This is a genomic window from Mesorhizobium sp. WSM4822 (genome assembly GCF_055811155.1).
This window is the reverse complement of record NZ_JBVVQM010000011.1, coordinates 204,926-223,251: the sequence shown is the minus strand read 5'-3', so window position 1 is coordinate 223,251 and position 18,326 is coordinate 204,926. Positions and strand designations below refer to the sequence as shown.

The 18,326-nt window shown below is 62.5% G+C and carries 16 protein-coding genes and 1 pseudogene; 15 read left to right on the top strand and 2 right to left on the bottom strand.

Features of this window, described 5'->3' with window-relative positions; genetic code table 11:
• The first annotated feature begins 151 nt into the window (after positions 1-151).
• The 10 genes and pseudogenes from AC0L3E_RS24730 (at position 152) to AC0L3E_RS24685 (ending at position 8,953) form a co-directional block, all read left to right on the top strand.
• Positions 152-475 (top strand): FtsB family cell division protein, encoded by a 324-nt coding sequence (locus AC0L3E_RS24730; RefSeq protein ID WP_128309873.1) that lies wholly within the window; start codon positions 152-154, stop codon positions 473-475.
• 193 nt (positions 476-668) lie between these two features.
• Entirely contained in the window at positions 669-1,706 is a 1,038-nt protein-coding gene (gene pdhA / locus AC0L3E_RS24725) for a pyruvate dehydrogenase (acetyl-transferring) E1 component subunit alpha (RefSeq protein WP_128309874.1), read from the top strand.
• A 15-nt stretch (positions 1,707-1,721) separates the two neighbouring features.
• Positions 1,722-3,122 (top strand): pyruvate dehydrogenase complex E1 component subunit beta, encoded by a 1,401-nt coding sequence (locus tag AC0L3E_RS24720; protein ID WP_256746230.1) that lies wholly within the window; start codon positions 1,722-1,724, stop codon positions 3,120-3,122.
• Positions 3,123-3,140: 18 nt separating this feature from the next.
• Positions 3,141-4,505, top strand: coding sequence for a pyruvate dehydrogenase complex dihydrolipoamide acetyltransferase (locus AC0L3E_RS24715; protein WP_473605830.1), 1,365 nt, complete (start codon positions 3,141-3,143; stop codon positions 4,503-4,505).
• A 14-nt stretch (positions 4,506-4,519) separates the two neighbouring features.
• Complete coding sequence (locus AC0L3E_RS24710; RefSeq protein ID WP_473605829.1) at positions 4,520-4,936, top strand: hypothetical protein; 417 nt, start codon at positions 4,520-4,522, stop codon at positions 4,934-4,936.
• Positions 4,933-5,568 carry an SGNH/GDSL hydrolase family protein gene (locus AC0L3E_RS24705; RefSeq protein ID WP_473605828.1) on the top strand — a complete coding sequence of 212 codons (636 nt, stop codon included), beginning with the start codon at positions 4,933-4,935 and terminating at the stop codon, positions 5,566-5,568. Before AC0L3E_RS24710 ends, AC0L3E_RS24705 begins: the two co-directional genes overlap by 4 nt.
• 12 nt (positions 5,569-5,580) lie before the next feature.
• A complete protein-coding gene (lpdA, locus tag AC0L3E_RS24700; protein WP_473605827.1) occupies positions 5,581-7,026 on the top strand; it encodes a dihydrolipoyl dehydrogenase in 1,446 nt (481 codons plus the stop codon).
• Between the two features lie 89 nt (positions 7,027-7,115).
• On the top strand, positions 7,116-7,373 hold the full coding sequence (locus AC0L3E_RS24695; protein WP_127322932.1) for a GlsB/YeaQ/YmgE family stress response membrane protein: 258 nt from the start codon (positions 7,116-7,118) through the stop codon (positions 7,371-7,373).
• Between the two features lie 137 nt (positions 7,374-7,510).
• Complete coding sequence (gene lipA, locus AC0L3E_RS24690; protein ID WP_127408712.1) at positions 7,511-8,476, top strand: lipoyl synthase; 966 nt, start codon at positions 7,511-7,513, stop codon at positions 8,474-8,476.
• A 12-nt stretch (positions 8,477-8,488) separates the two neighbouring features.
• Positions 8,489-8,953, top strand: a pseudogene (locus AC0L3E_RS24685) (type II toxin-antitoxin system RatA family toxin).
• Here the strand turns inward: AC0L3E_RS24685 and AC0L3E_RS24680 are convergent.
• Positions 8,950-9,432 (bottom strand): CinA family protein, encoded by a 483-nt coding sequence (locus AC0L3E_RS24680; RefSeq protein ID WP_473605826.1) that lies wholly within the window; start codon positions 9,430-9,432, stop codon positions 8,950-8,952. The pseudogene AC0L3E_RS24685 and the gene AC0L3E_RS24680 sit on opposite strands and share 4 nt — an antisense overlap.
• The gene (locus tag AC0L3E_RS24675; RefSeq protein WP_127397070.1) at positions 9,429-10,658 is read right to left on the bottom strand and encodes a bifunctional 2-C-methyl-D-erythritol 4-phosphate cytidylyltransferase/2-C-methyl-D-erythritol 2,4-cyclodiphosphate synthase; all 1,230 of its coding nucleotides are present in this window, start codon (positions 10,656-10,658) and stop codon (positions 9,429-9,431) included. The genes AC0L3E_RS24680 and AC0L3E_RS24675 overlap by 4 nt, the downstream gene beginning before the upstream one ends.
• Positions 10,659-10,903: 245 nt before the next feature.
• Between AC0L3E_RS24675 and dusB the strand changes: the two genes are divergently transcribed.
• From dusB to ntrX, 5 genes are all read left to right on the top strand, one after another.
• Entirely contained in the window at positions 10,904-11,932 is a 1,029-nt protein-coding gene (gene dusB, locus AC0L3E_RS24670; protein ID WP_473605824.1) for a tRNA dihydrouridine synthase DusB, read from the top strand.
• Positions 11,929-13,071, top strand: a complete 1,143-nt coding sequence (locus tag AC0L3E_RS24665) for a two-component system sensor histidine kinase NtrB (RefSeq protein WP_127272394.1) — start codon at positions 11,929-11,931, stop codon at positions 13,069-13,071. The genes dusB and AC0L3E_RS24665 overlap by 4 nt, the downstream gene beginning before the upstream one ends.
• Complete coding sequence (gene ntrC / locus AC0L3E_RS24660) at positions 13,068-14,528, top strand: nitrogen regulation protein NR(I) (RefSeq protein ID WP_127322922.1); 1,461 nt, start codon at positions 13,068-13,070, stop codon at positions 14,526-14,528. Before AC0L3E_RS24665 ends, ntrC begins: the two co-directional genes overlap by 4 nt.
• 129 nt (positions 14,529-14,657) lie before the next feature.
• Positions 14,658-16,943, top strand: coding sequence for a sensor histidine kinase NtrY-like (locus tag AC0L3E_RS24655; RefSeq protein ID WP_164762666.1), 2,286 nt, complete (start codon positions 14,658-14,660; stop codon positions 16,941-16,943).
• Positions 16,933-18,294, top strand: a complete 1,362-nt coding sequence (gene ntrX / locus AC0L3E_RS24650) for a nitrogen assimilation response regulator NtrX (RefSeq protein WP_023812026.1) — start codon at positions 16,933-16,935, stop codon at positions 18,292-18,294. The genes AC0L3E_RS24655 and ntrX overlap by 11 nt, the downstream gene beginning before the upstream one ends.
• Positions 18,295-18,326 lie beyond the last annotated feature (32 nt).

Sequence of the window (18,326 nt, the reverse complement as noted above, 5' to 3'; positions counted from 1 at the left end):
CGGCTCATCGATACCGGACAAAAGGGCGGGAGCATTCCCGCCCTTTTTTGTTTCGACGCCGCCCAACAGGACACCCGTAACCGTCCGTTAAGCACAATCGGGCGAAAAAGATCGTGAGCCGCCTGAGTTCGCGGCCGCGAGGATTTGGATCATGTGGACGCGTCAGCACAAGCAGAGAAACACCGGCCGACTGATCATTCCCTCGCTTTGCGTGGCGTTCCTGGCCTATTTCGGCTTTCACGCCTATCACGGCGAATTCGGCATCTATTCGAAATATCAGCTGGAAGCCCAGACGGTGGCGCTGCAAGGCCAGCTCGATGTGACCAAGGCGCGCCGCATGGAACTCGAGCGCCGCGTTCGGTTGATGCATGAAGGCACGCTCGAAAAGGACATGCTCGATGAGCAGGCGCGCAAGGCGCTCAATCTGTCCCAGGCTGACGAAATCACCATTATGTTGCCGACCTCGTCGAAATAACTGATTTCAAGTTAATCATCAATATTTTCAATGATTTTAATCGCTTAGGCGCATGCCAGCTATGCAAATTCAGCATGGCGCAACGCTTTGACGCGTGTTAGCCTCCCTTAAATCGGTGGGGAAGAGCTGATCTCCCCAGAGCAGATTTCATCTGCTCTAATGTCCACAAAGAGACGCCAACAGGGAGTGATGCATGGCCACCGCCGCCAGAAAAGCGCCTGCCAAATCCAAATCCGACGGAAAATCGGGGATTTCGGCCCCCAAGCCTGCCGAATTCACCAAGGACGAAGAGCTTGCCGCTTACCGGCACATGCTGCTCATCCGTCGTTTCGAGGAAAAGGCCGGCCAGCTTTACGGCATGGGTTTCATCGGCGGCTTCTGCCACCTCTATATCGGCCAGGAAGCGGTCGTCACCGGCATGAAGATGGCACTGATCGATGGCGATCAGATGATCACCGCCTATCGCGACCACGGCCACATGCTGGCGATGGAACTGTCGCCGCGCGGCGTCATGGCCGAGTTGACCGGGCGTCGGGGCGGCCTGTCCCGGGGCAAGGGCGGCTCCATGCACATGTTCTCCAAGGAAAAGCACTTTTACGGCGGCCACGGCATCGTCGGCGCGCAGGTGTCGCTCGGCACGGGCTTGGCCTTCGCCAACCGCTACCGCGACAACAACAATGTTTCGCTGACCTATTTCGGCGATGGCGCGGCCAACCAGGGCCAGGTCTATGAAAGCTTCAACATGGCCTCGCTGTGGAAGCTGCCGGTGATCTACATCATCGAGAACAACCGCTATGCGATGGGCACCTCGGTGTCGCGCTCTTCGGCGGAAACCAATTTTTCGCACCGTGGCGCCTCGTTCAAGATTCCCGGCATCCAGGTCGACGGCATGGATGTCCGCGCCGTCAAGGCCGCCGGCGACCAGGCAACCGAATGGTGCCGCGCCGGCAACGGGCCGATCATCCTCGAAATGCAGACCTACCGCTATCGCGGTCACTCGATGTCCGACCCGGCGAAATACCGCTCGAAGGAAGAAGTGCAGAAGATGCGCTCGGACCATGACCCGATCGAGCAGGTCAAGGCACGGCTGATGGAAAAGAAGTGGGCGACCGAGGACGAGCTCAAAACCATCGACAAGGAGGTCCGCGACATTGTCGCGGATGCCGCCGAATTTGCCCAGAACGACGCGGAGCCGGATCCGTCCGAGCTCTGGACCGATATCGTATTGTAACGGGAGGGCAAGGACATGCCGATCGAAATTCTCATGCCCGCTCTCTCGCCGACCATGGAAGAGGGCAATCTTTCGAAGTGGTTGAAGAACGAGGGCGACAAAGTCGTCGCCGGCGACGTCATCGCCGAGATCGAGACCGACAAGGCGACGATGGAAGTCGAAGCCGTTGACGAAGGCACGCTGGGCAAGATCCTGATCGCCGCCGGTACCGAAGGCGTCAAGGTCAACACACCGATCGCCGTGCTGCTACAGGACGGCGAAAGTGCCGGGGATATCGGCAAGGCCGCGGCGCCCGCCAAGGCGGAAGCGCCTGCAAAGGCAGAGGCTCCGGCGGCCGCAGAGGATAAGGCGGAGGCCGCAAAGCCGGCTGCGCCGGTGGCTGCTGCTCCGAAGTCGGAAGTCGCCGCCGATCCGGACATTCCGGCCGGCACGGAAATGGTCTCGACCACGGTGCGCGAAGCGCTGCGCGATGCGATGGCCGAGGAAATGCGCCGCGACGGCGATGTCTTCGTCATGGGCGAGGAGGTTGCCGAATACCAGGGCGCCTACAAGATCACGCAAGGCCTGCTGCAGGAATTCGGGCCGCGGCGCGTCGTCGACACGCCGATCACCGAGCATGGCTTTGCCGGCGTTGGCGTGGGTGCGGCGATGGCCGGCCTGAAGCCGATCGTCGAGTTCATGACCTTCAACTTCGCCATGCAGGCGATCGACCAGATCATCAACTCGGCCGCCAAGACGCTCTATATGTCGGGCGGCCAGATGGGCGCGCCGATCGTGTTCCGTGGACCGAACGGCGCCGCCGCACGCGTCGCCGCTCAGCACTCGCAGTGCTATGCCGCCTGGTACAGCCACATTCCGGGCCTGAAAGTGGTGATGCCCTACACCGCCGCTGACGCCAAGGGCTTGTTGAAGGCAGCGATCCGCGATCCGAACCCGATCATCTTCCTCGAGAATGAAATCCTCTACGGTCAGTCCTTCGACGTGCCGAAGCTGGACGATTTCGTGCTGCCGATCGGCAAGGCGCGCATCCATAAATCAGGCAAGGACGTCACCATCGTCTCCTTCGGCATCGGCATGACCTATGCGGTCAAGGCTGAAGCGGAACTGCGTGGCCTTGGCATCGATGCCGAGATCATCGACTTGCGCACGATCCGGCCGCTCGATCTCGACACCATCATCGCCTCGGTCAAGAAGACCAACCGCCTGGTGGTGGTGGAGGAAGGTTATCCGCAGAACTCGGTCGGCGACCATATCGCCAACCAGGTGTCGCAGCGCGCCTTCGATTTTCTTGACGCGCCGGTCATCACCATCGCCGGCAAGGATGTGCCGATGCCTTATGCGGCGAACCTCGAGAAGCTGGCGTTGCCGAATGTCGGCGAAGTCATCGAGGCGGTCAAAGCCGTCACGTATCGCTGAACCGGGCGGGAGGACAAAATGCCAATCAACATCACCATGCCGGCCCTGTCGCCCACGATGGAAGAGGGCAATCTGTCCAAGTGGCTCGTCAAGGAAGGCGACAAGGTTTCGCCGGGCGATGTGATTGCCGAGATCGAGACCGACAAGGCGACGATGGAAGTCGAGGCTGTCGATGAGGGCACGGTTGCCAAGCTCGTCGTTCCCGCCGGCACCGAAGGCGTCAAGGTCAATGCGCTGATCGCCGTGCTCGCCGGAGAGGGCGAGGATGCGGGCGCTGCCGCGAAAAGCGGCGATGCTGCCGCACCAGCCAAAGCCGAGACGCCGAAAGCGGAGGCTCCCAAGGCTGACGCACCGAAGGCTGAGACACCCAAGGCCGAACCGGTCGCCACCGCATCCAAGGCAGATGCGGCTCCAGTTGCCAACGGCCATGCGGCTGGCGAGCGCACCTTCGCGTCGCCGCTTGCGCGCCGCATCGCGAAGGAGGCCGGTGTCGATGTGTCTGCCGTGACTGGCACCGGCCCACATGGCCGGGTGGTGAAGGCGGATGTCGACGCGGCGATTGCCGGTGGCGGTGCCCAGGCGGCGCCTGCCGCCAAGGCTCCTGCTGGCGCTCCTGCGCCTGCGGTAAAGGCGATGTCGGATGATCAGGTCCTGAAACTGTTCGAACAGGGCTCCTACGAACTCGTCCCGCATGACAATATGCGCAAGACCATTGCGCGGCGCCTGGTCGAGGCCAAGACCACCATCCCGCATTTCTACCTGACGCTCGACTGCGAGCTCGATGCGCTGCTGGCGCTGCGCACGCAGATCAATGCGGCAGCCCCGGTGAAGAAGACTGACAAGGGCGAGGCGCCGGCCTACAAGCTGTCGGTCAACGACATGGTCATCAAAGCGATGGCGATGGCACTGAAGGCGGTGCCGGATGCCAATGCCTCATGGACCGAAAGCGCCATGGTCAAGCACAAGCATGCCGATGTCGGCGTTGCCGTGTCGATCCCGGGCGGCCTGATCACGCCGATTATCCGCAAGGCCGACGAAAAGACGCTGTCCACCATCTCCAACGAGATGAAGGACCTGGCCAGCCGCGCGCGCAGCCGCAAGCTGAAGCCGGAAGAGTATCAGGGCGGCACCACGGCGGTGTCCAACCTCGGCATGTTCGGCATCAAGGATTTTGCCGCCGTCATCAACCCGCCGCACGCGACCATCCTGGCGGTCGGCGCAGGCGAAGAGCGGGCGGTGGTCAAGAACGGCGAGATCAGAATAGCCACCGTGATGTCGGTGACGCTATCGACCGACCACCGCGCCGTCGACGGCGCGCTGGGTGCCGAACTGCTGGTCGCCTTCAAGCGGCTGATCGAGAACCCCATGGGCATGCTGGTCTAGGACGGGAGAGGGCGGTGCGGATATTCTTCACCTCCCTCATGGCGTTTTTCCTGTCAGGATTGGCAGGCGGCCTGGTTGCTCAACAGCTGGCGGTCGCAACCCATGCGCAGGAAGAATATATTCTGGTTTTCATGACGTCGGTGCTTGTCACCATTGTCGCGACGATCGTGTTTTTCATCGCGCAGCTTTTTTCGAACGCACCGACGATCATCAACTGGCTGGGCCTCTGCGCAATTGTCCTGTTCGTGCTGATCGGGCTCGGCCTGATCGGTTGGACGTTCTCTCAGCCGGTCGATAACCGCCAGTGGGGAGGTGACCTGCCGATCGTCGCCGGCCTGGTTTTGCCGAACTTGGCCACTGTGCTGGTTCACTGGCTGTTCGTGCGCTGGCGGTTGAGGCGCGGTTTGATCAAGTTACAGGTGGGCGCATGAAGACGGTTCTTTGTTACGGCGACTCGCTGACCTGGGGCTACAATGCCGAAGGTGGTCGTCACCCGCTGGAAGACCGCTGGCCGAGCGTGCTGCAGGCCGGGCTTGGCAGTGGCGTCGAAGTTATCGCCGAAGGCCTCAACGGCCGTACCACCGCCTTCGACGACCATCTGGCCGGTGCTGATCGCAATGGCGCCAGGCTGCTGCCAACGGTGCTGACGACCCATGCGCCGATCGACCTGATTGTCATCATGCTCGGCGCCAACGACATGAAGCCGTGGATCCACGGCAATCCCGTCGCGGCCAAGCAGGGCATCCAGCGGCTGATCGACATCGTGCGCGGTCACGACTATCCGTTCGACTGGCCGGCGCCGCAGATCCTGATCGTTTCGCCGCCTGTCGTCAGCCGTACTGAAAATGCCGACTTCAAGGAGATGTTCGCCGGTGGCGATGACGCCTCGAAGTTTTTGGCACCGCAATATGCCACGCTCGCCGATGAGGCCGGCTGCGGCTTCTTCGACGCCGGCAGCGTGGCGCAAACCACCCCGCTCGACGGCGTCCATCTCGATGCCGAAAACACGCGAAACATCGGCAAGGCGCTGGCACCCGTCGTGCGCGTCATGCTGGAATTGTGAAGGAGAAAAACCGTGGCTGAGAACTACGACGTCATCATCATCGGCTCCGGCCCTGGCGGCTATGTCACCGCGGTGCGTTCCGCGCAACTCGGCTTCAAGACGGCGATCGTCGAGCGCGAGCATCTCGGCGGCATTTGCCTCAACTGGGGCTGCATCCCGACTAAGGCGCTGCTGCGCTCGGCCGAGATCATGCACTATTCGGATCACCTGAAGGATTACGGGCTGAAGCTCGACGGCAAGGTCAGCGCCGACACAGCGGCCGTGGTCGACCGCTCGCGCAAGGTCTCGCTGCGGCTCAATGGCGGCGTTGCCTTCCTGATGAAGAAGAACAAGGTCGACGTCATCTGGGGCGAAGCCAAGCTGTCGAAGCCCGGCGAGATCGTGGTGTCGAAGACGGCCAAGAAGCCGATGGAGCCGCAGCCGCCGGTGCCGAAAGGCGTCAAGGGCGAGGGCACGTATACCGCCAAGCACATCATCCTGGCGACCGGCGCCCGGCCACGCGCACTGCCCGGCATCGAGCCTGACGGCAAGCTGATCTGGACGTATTTCGAGGCCATGGTGCCGAAGGAGATGCCGAAGTCGCTGCTGGTCATGGGATCAGGCGCCATCGGCATCGAATTCGCCTCCTTCTACCGCACCATGGGTGCCGCTGTGACGGTGGTCGAGCTGCTGCCTGCGGTGATGCCGGTCGAGGACGCCGAAGTCTCGAAATTCGCGCAAAAGCAGTTCGAGAAGCAAGGCATGAAGATCATCCTCGAAGCCAAGGTGACCAAGGTCGAGAAGGGTACGAACTCGGTCACCGCGCATGTCGAGATGAAGGATGGCAAGGTCGAGAAGATCATCGCCGACCGGATGATCTCGGCCGTTGGCGTGCAGGGCAACATCGAGGGCCTCGGGCTCGAGGCGCTCGGCGTGAAGACGGAGCGTGGCTGCGTCGTTATCGATGGTTACGGCAAGACCAATGTGCCGGGCATCTACGCCATCGGCGATGTCGCGGGCCCACCGATGCTCGCCCACAAGGCTGAACATGAGGGCGTCGTTTGCATCGAAAAGATCGCTGATTTTCCTGGCGTGCATGCCACCGACAAGCTGAAGATTCCGGGCTGCACCTACTGCAATCCGCAGGTCGCCTCGGTTGGCCTGACGGAAGCCAAGGCCAAGGCCGAGGGCAAGGACATCCGGGTCGGGCGCTTCCAGTTCGCCGCCAATGGCAAGGCCATTGCGCTCGGCGAGGATCAGGGTTTCATCAAGACCATCTTCGACAAGAAGACCGGTCAATTGCTCGGCGCTCACATGGTGGGTGCCGAAGTGACCGAACTGATCCAGGGCTTTGTCGTGGCGATGAACCTGGAGACGACCGAGGAAGAGCTGATGCACACCATCTTCCCGCACCCGACGCTGTCGGAGATGATGAAGGAAAGCGTGCTCGACGCCTATGGCCGCGCGCTCAACGCCTGATAGATTGAAAGCGCTGCTACAGATGGAACCCGGCGGCAAGGTACTTCGTTTGCGGATGCGTTTTCACGCATCACACAAGGAGAAGGCATATGCACCTGAATGGCGTCGGCTGGATAGCAGCCATCATCATCGGCGGCCTGGCAGGCTGGTTCGCCGAAATGTTCATGAAGAGCGACACCGGCATCTTCATGAACATCGTTATGGGCATCGTCGGCGCGGTCGTGCTGAACGCCATTCTGCAGGCTCTCAATTTTGGCCCGTTCGGCGTCGGCTGGATTGCCTATCTGATCACCGGCTTTATCGGTGCCTGCCTGCTGATCTGGGCGGGGCGTCTGGTGCGCCGTTAGCATCACTGAAGAGCTGCCATGCGAAAAAGGCTGTTGCGGCATGCGCCGCGGCGGCCTTTTTCTTTGCGTTGAAAAGTCTTAGATGACGTTATGACAGCGAACGCCTGACTGGCGTCGCGAATGAACCAGGTTCCCCGATGGTCACTGTCCTCGATACGATTGCCAACGCCCCGCGCTTGCGGCATCCGGAAAAGGCGCACAAGCCTGACCAGGACGTGCTGCGCAAGCCCGACTGGATCCGCGTCAAGGCGCCGATGTCGAAGGGCTATGCCGAAACGCGCGAAATCGTCAAATCGCACAAGCTGGTGACGGTCTGCGAAGAGGCTGGCTGCCCCAACATCGGCGAATGCTGGGAAAAGAAGCACGCCACCTTCATGATCATGGGCGAGATCTGCACCCGCGCCTGCGCCTTCTGCAACGTCGCCACAGGCATTCCAACCGCGCTTGACCCCGATGAGCCGGCCCGCGTGGCGCATGCGGTCAAGCAGATGGGCTTGACCCATGTCGTCATCACCTCGGTCGATCGCGACGACCTCGCCGATGGCGGTGCGCAGCATTTCGCCGAAGTCATTCGCGCCATCCGGGCGGCAACGCCGCTGACGACGATCGAAATCCTGACGCCCGACTTCCTGCGCAAGGACGGCGCGCTGGAGGTCGTCGTGGCCGCCAAGCCCGACGTCTTCAACCACAATCTCGAAACCGTACCGTCGAACTATCTGACGGTTCGTCCGGGCGCCCGCTATTTCCATTCGATCCGGCTGTTGCAGCGGGTCAAGGAGCTTGATCCGTCGATCTTCACCAAGTCCGGCATCATGGTGGGGCTGGGCGAAGAACGGAATGAAATCCTGCAGCTGATGGACGATCTGCGGTCCGCCAATGTCGACTTCATGACCATCGGCCAATACCTGCAGCCGTCGAAGAAGCACCATCCGGTGATCCGCTTCGTCACTCCGGAGGAGTTTAAATCTTTCGAGACGATCGGCCGGACCAAGGGTTTCCTGCTGGTGGCGTCCAGCCCGCTGACGCGTTCGTCGCATCACGCCGGCGACGATTTCGCCAAGCTGCGTGCGGCACGGGAAGCGATTCTCAAGAAAACAGCTTAACCCGCTGGTTTCATGCCAAAATTCGAAGCCACCCGACGCGTATCCCATACACCCGAGCAGATGTTCGCGCTGGTCGCCGATGTTGAATCCTATCCGCAATTCCTGCCGCTTTGCGAAGCGCTGACGGTTCGCTCGCGCAAGGAGCGTGACGGGCGCACGGTTCTGCTTGCCGACATGAGCATCGGCTACAAGGCGATCCGCGAAACTTCCCCCCCGCTGTTGCTGCTTACCCCCGCCTATAACACAATGTTGGTTAATTAATTCGCGGGGCGTTAAAATTTTTTTACAACCGTCGGGGTTTTCTACGCGGCGGGGGTGGGTGGCGCCGCCCGCTTCTTCATCGACTACGAGTTCAAGAGCCGTATTCTGGGCGCGGTCATGGGGACCATGTTCGATCGCGCCTTCCGCATGTTCGCCGAAGCCTTTGAGAAGCGCGCCGACGTCATCTACGGTGCAGCACCCCGGGCCCAGGGTTAGCCGAGTGCTTGCAGGCCCAGCTCCAGCGCTTGCCGGACCGTTTCGCGACGAATGAAATCGCGGCCTTTGTCTGCAAAGAGCTGGTGCTCGGCGACAATCGGTCGGCCGTCCAGCGCAACCCCGAACCAGACCAGGCCGACCGGTTTTTCCGCCGAACCGCCGCCAGGCCCAGCGATCCCGGTGACCGCCAGGGTCAGCCCGGCGCGCGAACGGGCAAGCGCGCCTGCCGCCATTTCAATTGCAGTCTCGCGCGAAACCGCGCCATGCGCCTCGAGCGTGGCGGCGGAAACACCGAGCATGTCCATCTTGGCTTCGTTGGAATAGGTGATGAAGCCACGATCGATCACGGCGGACGAGCCGGCGATGTCGGTCAACGCGGCGATGATCATGCCGCCGGTGCAGCTTTCCGCCGTTGCCAGCATAATGCCGCGTCTCTGGCAGGCTTGCAGCAGGGCATTTGCCAGCTCGTTGTGGGTCATTCCGGCACCTCGCCGGGAAACACCACGCTGGCGGTGGCGATCGCCGCAATGCCTTCCTCACGCCCGACAAAGCCGAGCTTCTCATTGGTTGTGGCCTTGATCGAGATGCGATCCGGCGTAATTGCCAGCATCTGCGAAAGGGCTGCGGTCATGGCCTCGCGATGCGGGCCGACGCGCGGCGCTTCGCAGATCAGCGTGATGTCGGCATTGGCGATGCGGCCGCCGCGCGCGCGCACCAGTTTCGCCGCATGCTCGACGAATATGCGCGACGCAGCGCCTTTCCACTGCGGGTCGGATGGCGGGAAATGCGTGCCGATGTCGCCGGCGCCGCAAGTCGCCAGCAGCGCATCGGTCAAGGCGTGCAGACCGACATCGGCGTCGGAATGGCCGGACAGCTTCTTGTCGTGCGCTATGGCGACGCCACACAAAGTGACATGGTCTCCCGGTTCGAAGGCGTGGACGTCGTAGCCATTGCCGGTACGGATGTCGGGAAAGCGCACGCGTTCGCCGGAAAGCCGCTGGTCCGCCATCGCAATATCCCGTGCCCAGGTGAGTTTGACATTGTCCGGCGAGCCCGGAACGATCTTGACCGGAATATGCGCCCATTCGGCGATCGCGGCATCGTCGGTAAAATCCATTTTTCCCAGATGATGGGCTTTCTCGTGCGCGGCAAGAATGGGCCAGAACGGAAAGCCCTGTGGCGTTTGCGCCGCGTGAAGCCCGCTGCGCGATACGGTTTCGCCAACCACGCCGGAGGCCGATTCGCGCTTCAGCGTGTCGGCGACGGGCAAAGCGGGCAACGCGCCCTCGCGCTCGCCGATGGCGGCGATGGTGCGATCTATCAGGTCCGCATCGACAAACGGACGCACGGCGTCATGGATCAGGACCTGCGCCGGCGCGTGGCCTCTAAGGGCAAGCAGGCCGAGCCGAACGGATTCCTGCCTCGTCGCCCCGCCCATGATGGCGGTGACGCGCTCGGCATTGGCGCCCGCCGCCTGCCGGAACAACTCATGGTCATCGGCATGAATGGCGACGACGATCTCGCTGGTCCGCGGGTGGGCCAGAAAAATGTCCAGCGTGTGTGCAATGACGGCAAAGCCGCCAATGTGTTGATATTGCTTCGGTCCGTTGGCCTGTCCGGCGCGCGCACCACGGCCGGCCGCAACGATCACCACCGCGACCTTGCCGTCCGCATCCGAAACGTGGTTTTCACTTGCGTCAGTCATGCCCGTTTGGTCCTAGCGCACGATCCCGAAAAGTGTAATCGGTTTTCGGAAAGATCGTGCGCTAAGTATGAAATTCCAAAGCGTCTTTTGCGCGTCCTCAGGGACGCGCGGCGCTTTGGTCGCGGCCAAAACCGAAGGCCGGCATTTTTCCCAATTGCGCCTTAATGTGGCGTCATTCCGCGTTGCACATTGCGCCGGTTCTGGCTAGAGAATGTGCAACGAATGAAGATGCTTGGTTTTTGTGCATGGTTAACTTGACCAAATTGGCCGCGCCGCTCGATGTCGGTGGCGTGAGAATCCGCAATCGCGTGTTCCTCGCACCGATGTCGGGGATTACGGACGAGCCGTTCCGGCAGCGTGCCCACGCGCATGGAGCGGGCCTGGTCGTATCCGAAATGGTTGCCAGCGGCGAGCTTGCCAAGGGCAGGGCCGGTTTCAATCTGCGCATACGCCACTCCGGCCTGCCCGTCCATATGGTTCAGCTGGCAGGCCGTGAGGCGATGCACATGGCCGAAGGCGCCAGAATCGCCGCCGGTGAGGGGGCCGACATTATCGACATCAACATGGGATGCCCGGCCAAGAAGGTCACCGGCGGTTATGCGGGTTCGGCATTGATGCTGGATCTCGACCACGCACTGTCGCTGATCGACGCCGTTGTCGGCGCGGTCGAGGTGCCGGTGACGGTCAAGATGCGGCTTGGCTGGGACGAAGGCGCGCTCAATGCGCCGATGCTCGCGCGCCGCGCCGAACAGGCCGGCGTCAGGATGGTGACCGTGCACGGCCGGACGCGCTGCCAGTTCTACCAGGGCAAGGCCGACTGGCGCGCCATCGCCCGCGTCAAGGAAGCCGTGTCCATCCCGGTCGTCGCCAATGGTGACGTCTCTTCGCCGGCGGAAGCGGCCGACATTCTCGATCAATCGGGTGCCGACGCCGTGATGATCGGCCGTGCCCATTATGGCGCGCCCTGGATCGCAGGCGGCATTGCGGCCGCAGCGATCGGCGAGGCGACGCCAAACATGCCACGGGACTCGACGGCGGTCGCCGACTACATCGTGGCCCACTATGAGGACATGCTGGCGCTCTACGGCGCCGAAAGCGGCCTGCGCCAGGCGCGCAAGCATCTTGGCTGGTATCTTGATCGGCATGCCGGCGGCGTCGCCGACGACAGCCGAAAGGCCATACTGACCGCATTCGAGCCCGCGCGCGTCATTGCCTTGCTGCGCGATGTGTTTTCGCGCGATCCGCAACCCTTGAACCTGCGGAGCGCCGCATGAACGCCGCCGCCGGCCAGGGCGCTGAAATGGCGGATGCCGCCCAGATCGTGCTCAACACCATCCGTCGCCCGGTGATCATGATCAGCGAGGAAGGTTTCATCACCTATGCCAACGCCGACGCGGAAGATTTCTTTCGCTCGAGTGCAAACATGCTCGCCCGCAACACGCTGTCAAAACTCATTCCCTTCGGCAGCCCGCTGCTGACGCTGGTCGATCAGGTGCGCGAGCGTCGGGCTCCGGTCAACGAGTATCGGGTCGACGTGTCGTCGCCGCGTCTCGGCATCGAGAAGGTCGTCGATCTCTACGTCGCGCCGGTGCCGGAATATCCGGGCTCCGTCGTGGTGATGTTCCAGGAACGGTCGATGGCCGACAAGATCGACCGGCAGATGACGCATCGGGGTGCCGCACGTTCGGTGACCGGTCTGGCGGCGATGCTTGCCCATGAGATCAAGAACCCGCTCTCAGGCATCCGCGGCGCTGCCCAGCTTCTCGAACTGTCGGCTTCCGACGAAGACCGCGCGCTGACGCGGCTGATCACCGACGAGACCGACCGCATCGTGTCGCTGGTCGATCGCATGGAGGTGTTTTCCGACGAGCGGCCGATCGACCGCTATCCCGTCAACATCCATGTCGTGCTCGACCATGTGAAGGCGATTGCCAAGAACGGTTTTGCCAAGAAAATCAAGATAATGGAGGATTATGATCCTTCATTGCCTCCGGTGTTTGCCAACCGCGACCAGCTCATCCAGGTGTTCCTCAACCTGGTCAAGAACGCTGCCGAGGCGATCGGCAGCGACCCGCAGGGCGAGATCGTGCTGTCGACCGCCTTCCGGCCGGGCATCCGTGTTTCCGTTCCGGGCACGCAGGACCGCGTGTCGCTGCCGCTGGAATTCTGCGTGCGCGACAATGGCTCCGGCGTCTCCGAAGACATCCTGCCGATCCTGTTCGACCCGTTCATCACCACCAAGCCGAACGGCTCCGGGTTGGGTCTTGCGCTGGTCGCCAAGATCGTCGGCGAGCATGGCGGCATCATCGAATGCGAATCGACGCCGCGCGGCACCACATTCCGCATCCTGATGCCGGCCTGGAAAGAAGCGCCAAACGGCGCCGACGATGACGGCGAAGGAGACCTCAAATGACCGTTCGCGGCAATATTCTCGTCGCCGACGACGACGCGGCGATCCGCACCGTCCTCAACCAGGCGCTTTCACGCGCCGGTCATGAGGTGCGCGTCACCTCCAACGCTTCGACGCTTTGGCGCTGGGTGGCGGCGGGCGAGGGCGATCTGGTCATCACCGATGTGGTGATGCCGGACGAAAACGCCTTCGACATGCTGCCGCGCATCAAGAAGGCGAGGCCGGAGCTGCCGGTTATCGTCATGAGCGCCCAGAACACATTCATGACGGCGATCCGCGCCTCCGAAACTGGCGCTTACGAATATCTGCCCAAGCCGTTCGACCTGACCGAACTGCTCAACATCGTCAACCGGGCGCTTTCCGAGCCGCGTCGGCCGAAGATCGATGCGCGGCCGGAAGAACAGCCGGACGCGATGCCGCTGGTCGGCCGCTCGGCGGCCATGCAGGATATCTACCGCATGCTGGCGCGCATGATGCAGACCGACCTGACGGTGATGATCTCGGGCGAATCCGGCACCGGCAAGGAGCTGGTGGCGCGCGCGCTGCATGAATATGGCCGCCGCCGCGGCGGCCCCTTCGTCGCCATCAATATGGCGGCGATCCCGCGTGACCTGATCGAATCGGAACTGTTCGGTCACGAGAAGGGTGCCTTCACCGGCGCGCAGAACCGCTCGACCGGCCGCTTCGAGCAGGCCGAAGGCGGCACGCTGTTCCTCGATGAAATCGGCGACATGCCGATGGAGGCGCAGACGCGCCTGCTGCGCGTGCTGCAGCAGGGCGAGTACACCACGGTCGGCGGACGCACGCCGATCAAGACCGACGTGCGCATCGTCGCTGCCACCAACAAGGATCTGCGCACGCTGATCAACCAGGGGCTCTTCCGCGAGGATCTTTTCTATCGCCTCAACGTCGTGCCGCTCCGGCTGCCGGCGCTGCGTGAGCGCTCCGAGGATGTGCCGGACCTCGTCCGCCATTTCTTCAAGCTCGGCGAAATGGAAGGCCTGCAGACCAAGCGCATTTCTTCCGGCGGCATCGAGTTGATGAAGCGCTATCCGTGGCCGGGCAATGTGCGCGAACTGGAAAACCTGGTTCGCAGGCTCGCCGCGCTCTATTCGCAGGACGAGATTTCCGCCGAGATCATCGAGGCGGAGCTCAAGACCGGCGAACGTCCGGTGGTGCCGGGTGGCGGCAATCTGATCCCCGACGATTTGTCGATCGGGCAGGCGGTCGAGCACTTCCTGCAGCGCTATTTCGCTTCCTTTGCCGGCGAATTGCCGCCGGCGGGGCTTTATCAGCGCATCCTGTCCGAGGTCGAGTTTCCGCTCGTCCTGGCCTCGATGACGGCAACGCGCGGCAACCAGATCAAGGCTGCGGAACTGCTGGGCTTGAACCGCAACACGCTGCGCAAGAAGATCCGCGAGCTCGGCGTCAACGTCTACAAATCATCGCGGCAGGGCTGAGCCTTGATCTGAGCCCGCGCTCTTTTCAGGGGATCGGCTCGCGAAAGATTTCCGTCTCGGTCACACTTGTTGCATAATCGCCACAATGCGTTGCATACATCCGACGCAATCATGGCTCTAGACGGCGACATGGCTCCGCAGGCACCGACAACAAACCAACCGCTCTTCAGCGAACCCGGCGCTCGTGATGGGCGCCGGCTGCTTGCGCTGCCGGGTGTGATCGCGGTCGTCGGCGCGCTGATGACGGCGGCGATCTCGTTCACCATCCTCGTTGGCGCCACGCCGATCACACCGAACGAGTCGACGACGCTGGCGTTGATTGCCCTCAACGCGGCTTTCGTCCTGTTTCTTATCGCGCTGGTCGGGCGTGAGGTGCACCGCATCCTGATGGCGCGCCGGCATGGTAAGGCCGCTTCGCGGCTGCATGTGCGCATTGTCGCCATGTTCGCCCTGGTTGCCGCCATTCCCGCCATCATGGTGGCCATCATTGCCTCGATCACGCTCGACATCGGCCTTGACCGCTGGTTCGAGATCCGCACCAAGACGATCGTCAATTCATCCCTCTCGATCGCCGACGCCTATGTCCAGGAAAATGCCCGCAACCTCCAGGGCACGACATTGTCCATGGCCTATGATCTCGATGCGTCGCGCACGCTCTACGGCCTTGATCGTACCGGCTTTCTCGACCTGATGAACAAGGAAGCCGTGGGCCGTTCGCTGGCCCATGCGGCGCTGATCAAGCCGGACGGCTCTTTCGTCATGAGCGCCAAGACCGATACGGAGTTCGCCATGCCCGAGCCGCCGGAAGGCGCGGTGGCCAGCGCTGCCGACGGCAAGCCGGTGCTGATCGAACCAAAAACGCGCAACATCATGGGCGCCATCGTCAAGCTGCGGGAGATCGAAGGACTCTACCTCTACACCATTCGGCTCGTCGATCCCGAAGTGATCAAGGCACGGCAGATCGTCAGGTCCAACACCGACGAATATCGGGGGCTGGAAGATAACCGCCGTACCTCGCAGGTGGCCTTCGCGCTGCCCTATCTGTCGCTAACGCTCATCATCATCCTGTCCGCGATCTGGACCGGCATTGCGGTCGCCGACCGTCTGGTGCGGCCTATTCGCCAGCTCATCGGCGCCGCCGACGAGGTGGCGACCGGCAATCTCGACGTCGCGGTTCCCGTCAGGCCTTCGGACGGCGATGTCGCCTCGCTCGGCGATACCTTCAACAAGATGCTTCTCGAACTGAAATCGCAGCGCAATGAGATCCTGTCGGCCAAGGACCTGATCGACGAACGGCGCCGCTTCTCGGAAGCCGTGCTTGCCGGCGTTACCGCCGGCGTCATCGGCGTCGATCCTTACGGCATCGTCACCATCGTCAACCGCTCGGCCGAGGCGATGCTGGCGATTTCGGCCAGCGCAGCCCTTGGGCAGAATCTTTCCGCCGTGCTGCCGCATGTCGGCCGCGTCTTCGAGATTGGTCGCAAGTCCGGCAAACCCGTCTATCGCGAGCAGGTGACCTTTTACCGCGCCGGTGCCGAGCGGACCTTCAACGTGCAGATCACCATCGAGGCCGGCGACGACGGCTCGGAGGAAAAATCCTATGTCGTGACGGTCGACGACATCACCGACCTGGTTCAGGCGCAGCGCTCGTCGGCCTGGGCGGATGTGGCGCGGCGTATCGCCCACGAGATCAAGAACCCGCTGACGCCGATCCAGCTCTCGGCCGAACGCATCAAGCGCCGTTACGGCAAGGTGATTACCGAGGACCGCGAGGTTTTCGACCAATGCACCGACACCATCATCCGTCAGGTTGAGGATATCGGCCGTATGGTCGACGAATTCTCGGCGTTCGCGCGCATGCCGAAGCCCGAGATGAAGGCGATAGATCTGCGCGAATCGCTGCGTGAGGCCTCGTTCCTGGTCGAGGTCAGCCGCGCCGACATCACTTTCGAGCGGATCTTCGGCACCGAGCCGCTCAAGGGCACTTTCGATAGCCGGCTGATGGCGCAGGCTTTCGGCAATGTGATCAAGAACGCCGCCGAGGCCATCGACGGATTGGAACAGAAGGACGGTTCGCACGGCATAATCCGGATTCAAGCCGGGCGCCAGAATGGTGCGATTCGAATCGACGTCATCGACAATGGCAAAGGCCTGCCGCGCGAGAATCGCCAACGGCTGCTCGAGCCCTACATGACCACACGCGAGAAGGGCACCGGACTTGGCCTCGCTATCGTCAAGAAGATCGTGGAGGACCATGGCGGCAGGCTGGAACTACACGATGCTCCAGCGGACTTCCACGATGGGCGCGGCGCGATGATCAGCATCATCCTGCCGCCTGCGGCCGCAACGGCTCCGCGCGGCGAAAGCAGGGCGGAAAACGAAAGAGAAACTGAAAAGGTCGGTAATGGCGTCTGATATTCTCATCGTCGATGACGAGGAAGACATCCGTGAACTCGTCGCGGGCATACTGAGCGACGAAGGTCACGAAACCCGCACGGCATTCGATGCCGACAGTGCGCTCGCTGCTATAGCTGATCGCGCGCCGCGGCTGATTTTCCTCGATATCTGGCTGCAGGGCTCGCGCCTGGACGGGCTGGCGCTGCTCGACGAGATCAAGACCATGCATCCGACCTTGCCGGTGGTGATGATTTCCGGCCACGGCAACATCGAAACGGCGGTCTCCGCCATCCGGCGCGGCGCCTATGACTTCATCGAAAAGCCGTTCAAGGCGGACAGGCTGATCCTTATTGCCGAGCGTGCGCTGGAGACCTCGAAATTGCGGCGCGAGGTTTCCGACCTCAAGCTGCGCAGCGGCGAAACCTTCGATCTGATCGGCATGTCGTCGGCGATGAGCCAGTTGCGCCAGACCATCGAACGCGTCGCGCCGACCAACAGCCGCGTGATGATCATCGGACCGTCGGGCTCGGGCAAGGAACTGGCCGCGCGCGCCATCCACACGCTGTCGGCGCGCAAGAGCGCACCTTTCGTGACGCTGAGCGCCGCCAACATCACGCCCGAGCGCATGGAGATCGAGCTGTTCGGCACTGAATCGAATGGCGTCGAGCGCAAGGTCGGCGCGCTGGAGGAGGCCCATCGCGGTATCCTCTACATCGACGAGGTGGCCGACATGCCGCGCGAGACGCAAAACAAGATCCTGCGCGTGCTGGTCGAGCAGCAGTTCGAGCGGGTAGGGGGAACCAAGCGGGTCAAGGTCGATGTCCGCATCATCTCCTCGACCTCGCAGAACCTCGAAGCGATGATTGCCGACGGGCGTTTCCGCGAGGATCTTTACCATCGCCTCGCGGTGGTTCCGGTCATCGTGCCGGGATTGGCCGAGCGGCGCGAGGATATTCCCTACCTCGTCGACAATTTCATGAAGCAGATCGCCCGCCAGGCCGGCATCAAGCCGCGCCGCATCGGCGACGACGCGCTGGCCGTGCTGCAGGCGCACAACTGGCCGGGCAACGTTCGCCAGCTGCGCAACAATGTCGAGCGCCTGATGATCCTTGCGCGCGGCGACGACGTCGATGCGCCGATCACCGCCGATCTGTTGCCGGCCGAGATCGGCGATGTCATGCCGCGCACGCCGAATCAATCCGACCAGCACATCATGGCGCTGCCGCTGCGCGAGGCGCGTGAGCAGTTCGAGAAGGATTACCTGATCGCCCAGATCAACCGTTTCGGCGGCAACATCTCGAAAACCGCCGAGTTCATCGGCATGGAGCGCTCCGCGCTGCACCGCAAGCTGAAGTCGCTGGGCGTCTGACGCGGGTTAGCCGCGCCTGGGCCAAGCATTTG